11 protein-coding genes are annotated in these 12,529 nt (G+C 69.8%); 5 read left to right on the top strand and 6 right to left on the bottom strand.

Annotated features, from left to right (window positions below; translation table 11 throughout):
• Positions 1 to 226: 226 nt before the first annotated feature.
• Entirely contained in the window at positions 227 to 1,186 is a 960-nt protein-coding gene (locus tag AB0B96_RS08050) for a TAXI family TRAP transporter solute-binding subunit (RefSeq protein WP_362897147.1), read from the top strand.
• Positions 1,187 to 1,301: 115 nt separating this feature from the next.
• Here AB0B96_RS08050 and AB0B96_RS08055 read toward each other — a convergent pair whose 3' ends face one another.
• Positions 1,302 to 2,759: a HAMP domain-containing sensor histidine kinase gene (locus AB0B96_RS08055; RefSeq protein WP_362897148.1), complete on the bottom strand. Its 1,458-nt coding sequence runs from the start codon at positions 2,757 to 2,759 to the stop codon at positions 1,302 to 1,304.
• A 6-nt stretch (positions 2,760 to 2,765) separates the two neighbouring features.
• Entirely contained in the window at positions 2,766 to 3,449 is a 684-nt protein-coding gene (locus tag AB0B96_RS08060) for a response regulator transcription factor (protein ID WP_362897149.1), read from the bottom strand.
• 174 nt (positions 3,450 to 3,623) lie between these two features.
• On the opposite strand from AB0B96_RS08060, the gene AB0B96_RS08065 reads away from it, so the two are divergent.
• The 4 genes from AB0B96_RS08065 to AB0B96_RS08080 all read left to right on the top strand — a co-directional run bounded on the left by AB0B96_RS08065 (position 3,624) and on the right by AB0B96_RS08080 (position 7,749).
• Positions 3,624 to 4,649, top strand: a complete 1,026-nt coding sequence (locus AB0B96_RS08065) for a tripartite tricarboxylate transporter substrate-binding protein (protein ID WP_362897150.1) — start codon at positions 3,624 to 3,626, stop codon at positions 4,647 to 4,649.
• Position 4,650: 1 nt separating this feature from the next.
• Positions 4,651 to 5,112 carry a tripartite tricarboxylate transporter TctB family protein gene (locus AB0B96_RS08070; protein WP_362897151.1) on the top strand — a complete coding sequence of 154 codons (462 nt, stop codon included), beginning with the start codon at positions 4,651 to 4,653 and terminating at the stop codon, positions 5,110 to 5,112.
• Between the two features lie 20 nt (positions 5,113 to 5,132).
• Complete coding sequence (locus tag AB0B96_RS08075; protein ID WP_362897152.1) at positions 5,133 to 6,638, top strand: tripartite tricarboxylate transporter permease; 1,506 nt, start codon at positions 5,133 to 5,135, stop codon at positions 6,636 to 6,638.
• 181 nt (positions 6,639 to 6,819) lie between these two features.
• A complete protein-coding gene (locus AB0B96_RS08080) occupies positions 6,820 to 7,749 on the top strand; it encodes an alpha/beta hydrolase (protein ID WP_362897153.1) in 930 nt (309 codons plus the stop codon).
• A gap of 43 nt (positions 7,750 to 7,792) precedes the next feature.
• Here the strand turns inward: AB0B96_RS08080 and AB0B96_RS08085 are convergent, their stop codons facing one another.
• From AB0B96_RS08085 to AB0B96_RS08100, 4 genes are read right to left on the bottom strand one after another with little or no spacing between them, the layout of a single operon-like run.
• The gene (locus AB0B96_RS08085) at positions 7,793 to 9,184 is read right to left on the bottom strand and encodes a cellulase family glycosylhydrolase (protein WP_362897154.1); all 1,392 of its coding nucleotides are present in this window, start codon (positions 9,182 to 9,184) and stop codon (positions 7,793 to 7,795) included.
• Positions 9,185 to 9,216: 32 nt separating this feature from the next.
• Positions 9,217 to 10,041: a carbohydrate ABC transporter permease gene (locus AB0B96_RS08090; RefSeq protein WP_350943928.1), complete on the bottom strand. Its 825-nt coding sequence runs from the start codon at positions 10,039 to 10,041 to the stop codon at positions 9,217 to 9,219.
• The gene (locus tag AB0B96_RS08095) at positions 10,038 to 11,009 is read right to left on the bottom strand and encodes a sugar ABC transporter permease (RefSeq protein WP_362897155.1); all 972 of its coding nucleotides are present in this window, start codon (positions 11,007 to 11,009) and stop codon (positions 10,038 to 10,040) included. The genes AB0B96_RS08090 and AB0B96_RS08095 overlap by 4 nt, the downstream gene beginning before the upstream one ends.
• A gap of 17 nt (positions 11,010 to 11,026) precedes the next feature.
• Complete coding sequence (locus AB0B96_RS08100) at positions 11,027 to 12,292, bottom strand: extracellular solute-binding protein (RefSeq protein ID WP_362897156.1); 1,266 nt, start codon at positions 12,290 to 12,292, stop codon at positions 11,027 to 11,029.
• Between the last annotated feature and the right edge of the window lie 237 nt (positions 12,293 to 12,529).

Below are 12,529 nucleotides of genomic sequence, written 5' to 3' on the forward strand. Positions count from 1 at the left end.
CGGCCTCCGGCGCGAGATCGCCAAACTCGTGGATCACCGCAAAGGCGGGCGACTCCAATTGTTGGCGATAACAAGAGCGAAAGGCCAGCCGCTGGCCAAGGGAAGAGATCCGCGGACCGTGACCTCCCGGGGCCGCCCGAATCCCTCGGCCCGGTGAGAACCTCCCTCTCCGGTTGACCGGAGCGAAAGATCCACAAATCAGGGCCGCCGTCCGTATCATCTCCTCATGGCGCCGAATCCGGAGCCGCGGTTCAGCCGGAGGGCGGTGCTCCTGGCCGCCGGAGGGCTGCTCGCCGGCTGCTCCCGGCAGCCGGAGGCCGACACGGTCCACCTGCGCCTCGCCACCGGACCGGCCGGGGCGGTGTACCGGCGCATCGGCGGCGCGCTCGCCGAACATGTCTCCGAGCGGGTGCCGGGCGTCACCCTGGTCACCGTGCCGAGCCGGGCGTCGGCCGACAACATCCGGATGCTGCGGGCCGGCGAGGTGCACCTCGGGCTGACGAGCCTGGACGCGCTGATCACGACCGACGGCAGCGCGCCCGCGGGGCTCTCGGCGATATGCCGGCTCTACGACAGCCACCTGCATCTCGTGGTCATGGCCGGTTCCGAGATCGGAGAGTTCCGGGATCTCCACGGCAGGCGTGTGTCCCTCGGCGCTCACGAATCGGGCACCGAGTTCACGTCGCTGCGGGTTCTGGAGCTCGGCCGGATGAGGACCGACGGCCGCTACCTCAGCCAGGCCGAGTCGGCGGCGGCGCTGCGCGACGGCGAGATCGACGCGATGTTCTCCCTGACCGGCGTCCCGACACCCGCCGTCACGGAGCTGGCGCGACGCCACCCGATCCGGCTGATCCCCCTGGACGCGCAGGCCGACGCGCTCTTCTCCGCGTTCCCTGGCCCCTACGCTCCGGCCACGATCCCCGCGACCGCCTACACCGGCGTCCCGGCCACCCGCACCGTCGCCGTGCCGAACGTGCTCCTCGTACGCGACGACCTGCCCGACGGCCTGGTCCAGGCCATCACCGACACGATCTTCACGCACACCGGCACGATCATCTCCGCCAGCCGCGACGACGCCGAGGCCGTTCCGGAGGCGTGGCAGATCAACGTGCGTACCGGGATCTCCACCGCGTCGATCCCGCTCCATCCGGGAGCCGCCGCCTGGTTCCGCGACCGCAAGCGCTGACCCCGGACGGCGGCGGGCCCGCGACGGAACCGGAGCCTCAAGCGCACGACCTCGGACGCACGACGGAACCGGAGCCTCAGACGCGCGACCCCGGACGCACAAGGGAACCGGAGCCTCAGACGCGCGAAGGAGCCTGGTCCTCAGGCGGCGGCTCCTGCCCCGAGACGGCCGGCAGCGCGACCACCGCGGCGAATCCGTACCCGGACCCGTCCGGACGCGGCAACCCGTCCTCCAGCCGCAGCTCGCCCCCGGCCGCCCCGACCAGGTCGGCGCAGATCGCCAGCCCCAGGCCGGTCCCCGGCACGTTCTGGTGCCGCGGTGACCGCCAGAACCTGCCCAGCGCCTGGACCCGTTCGGAGGCGTCGATCCCCTCGCCGTCGTCACGGACGGTGATCGTGACCACGTCTCCGGCGCCCGTACCTCCGGGGACGAATCCGGCCCGCACCTCCACCACCCGCGCGCCCGACAACCGCAACGCGTTGCTGATCAGCTCGTCCAGGATGCTGCCCAGCCCGCCCGTCGGCTCCAGCAGCCGTAGCCCCGACGGCACGTCGACCGCCAGCCTCTGCCCCGCCGTCGCCGTCAGCGCCTGCCACCGGTCTACCCGGGTCGCCAGCACCGCGTCGAGATCCACCGGCGACGCGGTGCGTATGCTCTCCATCCGCGCGCTGGCCTGCAGCGAGTTCAGCATCCGCTGCATCGCCTTCAGCTCGTCGACGGCGACGTCGTAGACCTGCCGCCCGCCGCCGGCCTCGCGCAGGTGCGGCTCCAGGCTCTCCACGGCGAGCCGGAGGCTGGTGAGCGGATTGCGCAGCTGGTGTGAGGCGTCGGACACGAACGCCCGCTGCCGCTGCACGGCGTTCTCGACCGCGTCCATCATGGTGTTGAACGACTCCGCCAGCCGCCGCAGCTCGACCGGACCGGCCTCGGCGTCCGCCCGGATGGTGAGGTCGCCCCGTGAGATCCGCGAACTCGCCGCGTCCAGTTCCCGCACCGGGCGCAGCACCCACGCCGACACCGGCCAGGCGACGGCCACCAGCGCGACCAGCGGAAGCAGCCCGAGCCCCGCGAGCCAGGCCCATCGCACGAGGATGCGATGGCGCGTCTTCGACAGGCCGGAGATCGTCACGACGGCTCCGACGACCTCGCTGTCCCTGCCCACCGGCTCCGCGACCACGAGCGCGGAGCCGTCCCACGGCGCCCACTCCCCGGAGGGCTCGGACCTCGCCCCGGCCAGCGCCGCGGTCACGATCCTGGGCAGCGCCCGCTCGGCCCGCGCCGCCCGCCGGTACGCGGCGGCCGGTCCGAGCAGCACCGTACCCGAGGTGTCGATCACCGCGGCCGGGATGCCGTACAGCTCGTGGTAGCGCGCCAGCTCCTGTTGGAGCGCCTCGGTCCGCCCGGTCGTCAGCGCGGTGTCGGCGAGCGAGGCGAACCGGCCGACGTCGTTGAGCCGATCGACGTAGGTCTCCTGCATCTCCCGCTCGGCCACGGTGACGCCGAGCGGCACCCCGAGCGCCGCGACGAGCAGCACCGCGAGGGGGACAAGGACGACGAGCAGGCGACGGTGCACGGCGCGTCAGCCGATCAGCTCCGGCTGGTCGGCCAGGAGCCGATAGCCGACCCCGTGGATCGTGCGGATGAGCACGGCCGGCCCGATCTTGTGCCGCAGCGCCGCGATGTGGGTGTCCAGGGTGCGGCTGGAGGACTCCCAGGTCGCACCCCAGATCTGGTCGAGGATGACGTCGCGGCTGACCACGTTCGGAGCCCGCCGGGCCAGCAGCAGGAGCAGCCCGAACTCCTTGCGGGTCAGCGTCACGGGCGTGCCGCCGACGGTGACCTCGCGGGTGCCGACGGCGATCCGCATCGGGCCGAGGACGAGCGGCTCGTCGGGGTGGCTCAGCGCACGGGCCACCCGGGTGCGCCGCAGGACGGCGTCGATCCTGGCCAACAGCTCCGGTATGCCGAACGGCTTCACGATGTAGTCGTCGGCGCCGGCGCGCAGGCCGCGGACCCGTTCGTGCTCCTCCGATCGTGCCGTCACGGCGATGACCGCGGTCTCCGGGCGGTCGCGCAGCCTGCGGATCACGTCGAGCCCGTCGCCGTCGGGCAGGCCCAGGTCGACGAGAACCACATCGGAAGGGGCCGCGCGTACGGCCTCCGCGGCGGTGGCGATGCGGTGGACCTCGAAGCCCGCCTGGGCCAGGACGGTGACCAGACCCCGCGCCACGCGGTCGTCATCCTCGATGATGGTGATCCGCATACCGGCGGATTTTACGGCGTGAATCGACTTTTGGTCAGCCCTTCACTTTTTTGGACTTCTCTGACATCCATCGCATTCTTTGGATTTCTCTGACACTATTCGCGCCCTCGTCGGTCGAGACTGAGGCCGCGCGCATACCGGCAGATGCGCGTGCGCCAACGAGGAGGCCTCGACATGAGAACGACCGGCAGACATCGGGCCATCGCACGGCTGATCGCCACGATCGGCGTCGTCTCACTTGTCGCCGCCTGCTCGGGTAACGGGGGCGCCACCGGCGGAGGCACCGCCGCCGGTGGCTACCCGGACCAGAACATCACGTTCGTCGTACCGTTCAGCGCGGGCGGCCCGACCGACACCGTCACCCGCATGATCGCCGAACCGATGGCCGCCAAGCTCGGCGCCAAGATCGTCGTCCAGAACGTCGAGGGCGCGGGCGGCACGGTCGGCGCCGGCGAGGTCGCGCGGGCCGCCCCCGACGGCTACACGGTGCTCATGCACCACATCGGCATGTCGACGGCGCCCGCCCTCTACCAGAACCTGGGCTACCGGCCGCTCGAGGACTTCGAGATGGTCGGGCTCGTCACCGAGGTGCCGATGACGGTCGTCGCCCGCAAGGACTTCGCGCCCGCGACGCTCCAGGACCTCGTCACCCATGTGAAGGCGAACGCCGGCGAGGTCACGCTGGCCAACGCGGGCATCGGCGCCGCCTCCCACCTGTGCGGCCTGCTCTTCCAGACCGCCGCGGGCGTCAAGCTCCAGGAGGTTCCCTACCAGGGCACCGGCCCCGCGCTGACCGACCTCGTCGGCGGCCAGGTCGACTTCATGTGCGACCAGACGACCAACACCAGCGGCCAGATCTCCGCCGGTGAGGTGAAGGCGTACGCGGTCACCACGCCGGAGCGGGTGAAGAGCCTGCCGGAGCTGCCCACCACGGCCGAGGCCGGGCTGCCCGCACTCCAGGTCAGCGTGTGGCACGGCCTCTACGTCCCGGCCGGCACCCCGCAGGACGCCGTTCAGAAACTGTCCGAGGCGCTGAAGACGGCACTGGCCGACCAGGGGGTCGTCGAGCAGATGGCCAAGCTCGGCACCGTGCCGGTCCCGGCCGAGGACGCGACCCCGCAGGCGTTACGGGCCAAGCTCGAAGAGCAACTCGGCACCTGGGCCAAGGTCATCGCCGACGCCGGCGTCAAGGCCTCCTGAGGTGGAGCGCCGCAGATCCCTCCCCGACATCCTCGCCGGGGGAGTCTTCGTGCTGATCGGTGGCGCGTTCGTGGCGGGATCGCTCGGCCACGAGTTGGGCACCCCGCTGCGGATGGGTCCCGGCGCCTTCCCGCTGCTGGCCGGCGCGATCGTGACGGTCCTGGGCCTGGCGATCGTCGTCAAAGGGCTCGTCGCCGGCGAGATGATCTCGTTCGGGCCGATCCCCTGGCGTGCGGCCGCCGTCATCACGCTCGCGCTCGTGTTCTTCGGCCTCACCGCCCGGGGCCTTGGATTCGTACCGGCGTCGGCGGCGACCGCCCTGCTCACCGCGCTGGCCGACTCACGCGTACGGCCGCTCACCGCCGTCGCCGTGGCCGCCGGGCTCACCGCGGCCGCCACACTCATCTTCGTCGTCGGACTTCAGCTGCGGATCCCGCTGTGGGGCCCGTGGCTGGGGTTCTGACGCGGCATCCGGATTGAGGCATGGAACTTCTCGACAACCTCGCGCTGGGCCTCTCCACCGCCCTGCTCCTGCAGAACGTCCTCTACTGCTTCGTCGGGGTGCTGCTCGGGACGGCGGTCGGCGTGCTGCCCGGCATCGGGCCGACGGCGACGGTGGCGATGCTGCTGCCGATCACGTTCGGCTTCGAGCCGGTGACGGCGTTGATCATGCTGGCGGGCATCTACTACGGCGCGCAGTACGGCGGCTCGACGACCGCCATCCTGATCAACCTGCCCGGCGAGTCGTCGGCGGCGGTCACCGCGCTGGACGGGCACGAGATGGCCCGGCAGGGCCGGGCCGGCGCGGCGCTGGCCACCGCCGCGATCGGATCCTTCTTCGCGGGCACGGTCGCCACCGTCGTACTCGCTGTCGCGGCCCCGCCGCTCGCCCGCGTCGCGTTGACGTTCGGCCCCGCGGAGTACTTCTCGCTGGTGCTGCTCGGCCTGATCGTGTCGATCGCGCTGGCGCGCGGCGCGGCGCTCAAGGCACTGGCGATGATCGGGCTCGGTGTCCTGTTCGGCACGATCGGCCAGGACATCTACACCGGCACGCCCCGGTTCGTGTTCGACCGGCGCGAGCTGTACGGCGGCATCGACTTCGTATCGGTCGCCGTCGGGGTGTTCGGGGTCGCCGAGATCCTGCGCAACCTGGAGAACGAACGGACTACCGCGGCGATCGCCGACAGGGTGAGGAACCTCTGGCCGACCCGCGAGGACCGGCGCCGGATCGTCGGCCCGATCCTGCGCGGCACCGCTCTCGGCTCCGCGCTCGGCGTCCTGCCCGGCGGTGGCCACGTGTTGGCCTCGTTCACCTCGTACGCCGTCGAGAAGCGGATCTCAAGGCGGGGGCAGGAGTTCGGGCACGGCGCGATCGAGGGCGTCGCCGGCCCCGAGTCGGCGAACAACGCCGCGGCGCAGACGTCGTTCATCCCGCTGCTCACCCTGGGCCTGCCCGCCCACCCGGTGATGGCGCTGATGGTCGGCGCGTTCATCGTCCACGGCATCACCCCCGGCCCGAACGTCATCACCGACGAGCCGGCGCTGTTCTGGGGCCTGATCGCGTCGATGTGGATCGGCAACGTGCTGCTCGTGCTGCTGAACCTGCCGCTGATCGGCCTCTGGGTGCGCATGCTGCGCATCCCGTACCAGGTGCTCTTCCCGATGATCATCCTGTTCGCCGCGATCGGCACGTACTCCCTGGCGTTCAACGCCTACGACGTCTACGCGATCGTGTTCTTCGGGATCCTGGGCTACCTTCTGATCAAGTGTGGCTGCGAGCCCGCGCCACTGCTGCTCGGCTTCGTCCTCGGCCCACTGCTCGAGGAGAACCTGCGGCGGGCGCTCATCATCTCCCGCGGCGACGCGTCGGTCTTCCTCACCCGGCCGATCTCCGCGACGCTCCTCGCCCTGGCCGCGGCGGCGCTCGTCGTCACCGTCCTGCCGGCGATCCGCAGGCGCCGCGAGATCGTGTTCACCGAGGAGGAGTAGGAGCCCTCCCCCGGCGGCCGGGGTAAGGCGCTCGTCTCCATCCGCCCGGCAGGCAGGCAGATATCTACCTAATTCGCCAGACATTCCACTTTATCGTGGGCGGCATTCCCGGCACCGGGTGGCCGAACTCGGTCGGCGGGCGCCGTCCAGGTACGACCCGCCAGAGAAGGAGGCGACAGCGATGTCAGCGATGTCAGGGCCCCTCTTCAATCCCGACCTGCGCATGGCGCGGTTCCTGCCGCGCTCGGTGGTCAGTCCGCGTACCCTCGGCCTGGTCCGCAGGCTGGAAGGACTCAGCGGGAGCAGGCCCCCCTCGAAGGGGACGATCGTGCGCGTCGACGCCGACGTCTCCGTGCGCGTCTTCCGGCCGGCGTCGGCCAGGAACCCCGCACCGGCTCTGCTGTGGATCCACGGCGGCGGATACGTCTCGGGCACCGCCGCGATGGGAGACTCCATGTGCCGCCACGTCGCCGAGCGGCTGGAGGTCGTCGCGGCGTCGGTGGAATACCGGCGGGCGCCGGAGCACCCGTTCCCGACACCGCTGCACGACTGCCACACGGCGCTGCGCTGGCTGGCCGGACAACCCGACGTCGACCCGGCGCGCATCGCGATCGCCGGCGAGAGCGCCGGCGGCGGGCTCGCCGCCGCGCTGGCGCTGCTCGCCAGGGAGCGCGCCGAGGTGAAGCCGGTGTTGCAGATGCTGTCCTACCCGATGATCGACGACCGGACCACGGCACGGACCGACGTCGACCGGCGCGGGCTCCGCATCTGGAGCCAGGAGAACAACCGCTTCGGCTGGCACGCCTACCTCGGCCCCGCGGCCACCGGCGACGTGCCTCCGCTGGCCGCGCCGGCCCGCTACGAGGACCTCGCGGGACTTCCGCCCGCCTGGATCGGCGTCGGCACCAACGATCTGTTCCACGACGAGAACGTCGCCTACGCCGAACGGCTGCGGCAGGCCGGCGTCCCCTGCACGCTGCACGTGGTGCCCGGCGCCTACCACAGCTTCGACGTGATCCAGAGCAAGGCCGCCGTCTCACGCGCCTTCATGCGACACCAGGTGGCAGCACTGAACGACGCGCTCAACGGCACCGGCCGGACACCCGCCTGACCGACCCCCCACCACGCGGGGGTATCGCACCCCCGCGGGGTAGTCAGGCGTCGTCGCCAGGGGCTTCACCGCGCAGGTTCTCGGCGAGCAGGTCCAGCAGCGGCTGCCGCCGGACGCACCGCTCCAGCGCGAAGGAGTCGGCCAGGGCGGTGAGTTCCTCGTCGGAGCAGCCGCGCAGCAGGTCGGCGTACTCGGGCAGCAGCGCCTGGGCGATGAGGATGTGCCGGATCAGGTCGTCGATCTGGTAGCGGGCGCCCCACGGGTAGGGATTCCAGGTGGGGAACTCGGTCTCCATCAGCCGATGCAGGGGGGCGAGCTCGCTCGCCGACTCCTCCATCGTCGAGCCCCACCGGTCGGCGCCCAGCCGTCCCTTCTTCGCGATGAAGGCACCGAAGCGGCTCATGTACGGCTCACCCGCGCTGACCAGGCCCTGCAGCCCGACGTCCTTGTAGGTCCACAGCGACCAGCCGGCCTCGTAGGAATCGAAGATCTCCAGCTGGTCGCGCAGGATCTGGTAGCGCTGCCGGTCGATCTCCGGGGTGCCGGTGTAGACGGGGCCGAACTCGCCCACCCAGATGGGCGTGCCGGTCTCCCGCTGGAAGATCGTCCGCCGCTCGAAAGAGCGCTCCAGCTGGTCCCGGTCCACCCACTCGCCACGGGTGTGGCCCGGGTAGGGGCCTCCGTGCGCGAAACCGGCCAGGGCGTAGTCGTGGCAGACGAAGACCGTGTTCTCGTACACCTCGCGGAAGATCGAGAAGTCGGTGGAGTAGGTGTTGCCGTCCAGGAACAGCACGTGCTTGGGGTCGACGGCGCGGACGGCCTTGACCAGGCGGTCGTAGAAGGGCCCGACGACCCGCCCGCTGGAGTCGCCCGGCTCGTTGATCGGGTTGTATCCGGCCACCCAGGGGTTGTCCCGGTAGCGGTCGGCCACGACCTCCCACAGGTGGACGGCACGGTCCTGGAAGTGCCGGTGCTGCCAGAACGCGGCGATGTGAGTGGGGTTGTCGGAGTGCCAGTGCTGGTTCTGCGCCCCGGGCAGGGCGTGCAGGTCGATGACGCTGCGGATGCCGTGCTCGGCGAGCAGGCCGATCACCCTGTCCAGATGGCGGAAGCCGTGCTCGACGATCTCGAAGGGGCGGTCGTCGGACTCCAGGTGACGGTAGTTGATCGGGATGCGGACGCAGTTGACGCCGAGGCCGGCCAGCAGCGCGGCGTCGTCCACGCCGAAGAACGAGGTGAGCAGGCGGTCGAAGAACAACTCGGCCCGCTCCTCCCCCAGCACCTCCCGCACGGCCTCGCGCATCGCGGACTCGTTGGCCGGGTAGCCGGTGATGAAGTTCTCCATGTTCAACCAGCCCCCGAGGCCCACTCCACGCAGCCGTACCGGGGTGCCGGCCGAATCGACGAGACGGGATCCGGCGACACTCAGGGTCATGGTGTCTCACTCTCTACACGATGGGATTCGGGTCAGCCCTTGGTGGCGCCCGCGGTGAGGCCGCTGATCAACTGACGCTCGGCGACGGCGTAGAAGGCGAGCGCCGGAACCATGGAGACCATGACGTAGGCGAGGATCCTCGCGATGTCGGACATGTATTGTCCTCGGAACTCCTGGACACCGAGCGGGAGGGTCCACAGGTTCGGATCGTTGAGGACCACCAGCGGCAGGAAGAAGTTGTTCCAGCTAGCCACGATCGCCAGCACCGAGACGGTGGCGAGGGCGGGCCTGGCTATCGGCAGCAGCACTCTCCAGAAGAAGCCGAAAGGACTGCAGCCGTCGATGATGGCGGCCTCCTCGACCTCCTTGGGGATGGATCGGAAGAACGTCCGCAGGATGATGACGGTCAGCGGAAGTCCGAACGCGGCCTGCGGCAGGATCACCCCGAGAGGGTTGTCCAGCAGGCCGAACGTGCGCAGCAGGACGAACAGCGGCAGGATCGCCACCGCGAAGGGGAACATCAGCCCGATGGCGAACAGCGTGAACAGGAACTCCCTGCCTCGGAAGGCGAACCTGGCGAAGGCGAAGGCGGCCATCGCCGACAGGCCGACCACCAGCACGGTGGTCGTGACCGCGATGAACAGGCTGTTGAGGAGCTGGCGCCAGAACACGCCGGAACCGATCACGTCGGTGTAGTTCTCGGTGACCCACGGGGAGGGCAGGCCCAGTGGGTTGCCGGAGAGCTGGCTGGAGGACTTGAAGCCGCCGAGCAGACCGTACAGGAAGGGGACGACGACGAAGACGGCCGCGACCCAGATGATCACGTGCGTCGGGTACGTCCTGAGCCGGGCGATCATCGGCGGTCTCCCATGGTGGTGCTCGCCCCTTCCAGGTCTCGGCGCAGGACGAACCGCTGGTAGCCGAGGGCGAAGACGAGGCTGATCAGGAACATGACGACGCTGATCGCGCTGGAGTAGCCGATCTGGGTGCGTTTGAAGCCGTACTCGAACATGGTGACGGCCATGGTCTCCGAGGCGTGCGAGGGGCCGCCTTCGGTGAGGATCCAGACCAGGTCGAAGAGCTGGATCGTGCCGATGACGGACAGGAACACGCTGACCCGGACGGTGGGGCCGAGCAGCGGCAGGGTGACGTGGCGGAACACCTGCCAGCCGCCCGCGCCGTCGATCCTGGCCGCCTCGCCCAGCTCCTTGGGGATGCCCTGCAGCCCGGCCAGATAGATGATCATGTGGAATCCGAAGTACTTCCAGGTGATCACCAGGAAGAGCGAGAACATCACGGTGTCCGGTTCGGACAGCCAGGACCACGGCTCCAGCCCCCAGGAGGTGAGCAGCTGGTTGGCCAGGCCCGCCTCAGGCGACAGGATCAGCGAGAACAGCACGCCGGTGATCGCCTCGGAGAGCATGTACGGCGCGAAGAACAGCAGCCGGTAGAAGGCGCGCCCGCGAATCCTCTGGTTCAGCATCACCGCCAGGCCCAGCGAGAGCGGTAGCTGCACTCCCAGGCCCAGCACGATCAGGAAGGCGCCGTTGCGCAGGTCGCCGATGAAGATGTCGCTCTGGAACAGCCGGGTGAAGTTGTCCAGGCCGATGAAGTTGCTCGGCGGGCCGATGCCGTTCCACTTGTAGAGGCTGGTGTAGCCGGCCACCAGGATCGGCGTCAGCACCAGCAGGACGAACAGGACGAGGGCGGGCAGCACGAACAGGATCGCGGTGAGCCAGCCGCGCCCCCGGCGGGGGCCGTCGGCCCCCCGCCGGGCGGCGGGTTTTTCCGCGTGAGGGGCCGGACGTGCGTCCGGCCCTGTCATCGTCTTCATCCGGGCGGTTACTCCGACTCCGCCTTGGCCGTCTCGGTGATGACCTTGACAACCTCCTCAGGCGTCTTGGTGCCTCCGATCAGCTCTGCCACGGCGTCGTTGACCTCCTGGCCGACGGCCGGCGGGTACTCCTGGTCGAGGTAGAGCTGGAAGCCGCTCGCCGCCGCCAGCGTCTCGGAGACCGTCTTGATGTGGGGGTCGGTGACGGCCGCCTCCTCGCCCTCCTTGAGCACGGGCAGGACTCCGCCGGCCTTCACGGCCTTGCTGTGGTTCTCCGCCGTGAGCGAGAACTTCAGGAAGTCCAGCGCGGCGGGCGGGGCGTTCACGCCCACGGCCATACCGCCGCCGCCGCCGAAGGCGTCGCCCGCCGATCCCTTGCCGCCCTCCACCGCGGGGAAGGTGAAGAAGCCGAGGTCGTCGCCGAGGCCCTTGCCCGAGTCGTTCTGCACGGACGGGGCCCACTGGCCCATCAGCTCCATCGCGGCCTTGCCGTTGCTCACGCTGGCGGCCTGGCCGTCGGGAGTGGAGTAGTCGGCGCCCAGGAAGCCCTTCTGGAACGGCTGGAGGTCGACGAGTTCCTTGAGCCGCTGCCCGGCGGTGACGAAGTCGGGGCCGGTGAAGTCGTTGGTGGTGCCGGCCTGCTTGAGCGCGTCCAGTCCGGCTATCCGCATGGCCAGGTAGGCCCAGTAGTAGTGGCCCGGCCACTTGGCCTTGCCCGCGAGCGCGATCGGGGCGGTGCCGGAGTCCTTCAGCTTCTTGACCGCGTCCAGGAACTCGGTCCAGGTGGCGGGCGGGGTGGTGATGCCGGCCTTCTTGAACAGCGCCTTGTTGTACCAGAAGCCGACCATGCCGATGTCGACGGGCAGCCCGTAGGTCTTGCCGTCGAACTGGTAGGCGGACAGTGACGCCGGGGTGAAGCCGCCGATGACGTCGCCGGCCTCCGCGGACAGGTCCTTCACCAGGCCCGCCTCGATGTGCTGCTTCAGGACGCCGCCGCCCCAGGTGGAGTAGAGGTCGGGCGCCTTGCCCGACTGGGTGAGCGTGGCGAGCTTGGGCTTGTAGGAGTCGTTCTCGATCGCGACGTTCTTGATCGTGACGTTCGGGTGGGCCGCCTGGTACTCCTTGATGCGATCGGCCCAGAAACCCTTGAGGGGTTCCGCCGTCGCGAAGTTCCAGAACTCGAAGGTGACCTTGTCCGAGCCGGCGCTCGCGCCAGATTGGGCTCCGTTGCCGTCTCCGGTCGTACTGCAGGCTCCGAGAAGCAGTGCGGACACCGCAAGAGCCACCATGCCTCGCCGACTCAACATGGAGATCCCCTTTCGGGAGGTAAGGTGAAAGATTTCATATTTTCCCCGAATATTTCGTGATCCGGAGAATAGGTAAATTCGCGGTTACACGTCAATAGCCCGGCGGTAGTGAGCTGATTCCAACCTGGTGTCGCAGGTCGTGAGCTTGCTGTGGGTTGCTGGGTTCGGCCCTGACGTAGAGAAGCCCCTGGTATAAGGGTTGTC

The sequence above is a fragment of the Streptosporangium sp. NPDC049046 genome (assembly GCF_040649155.1).
Lineage (GTDB): Bacteria > Actinomycetota > Actinomycetes > Streptosporangiales > Streptosporangiaceae > Streptosporangium.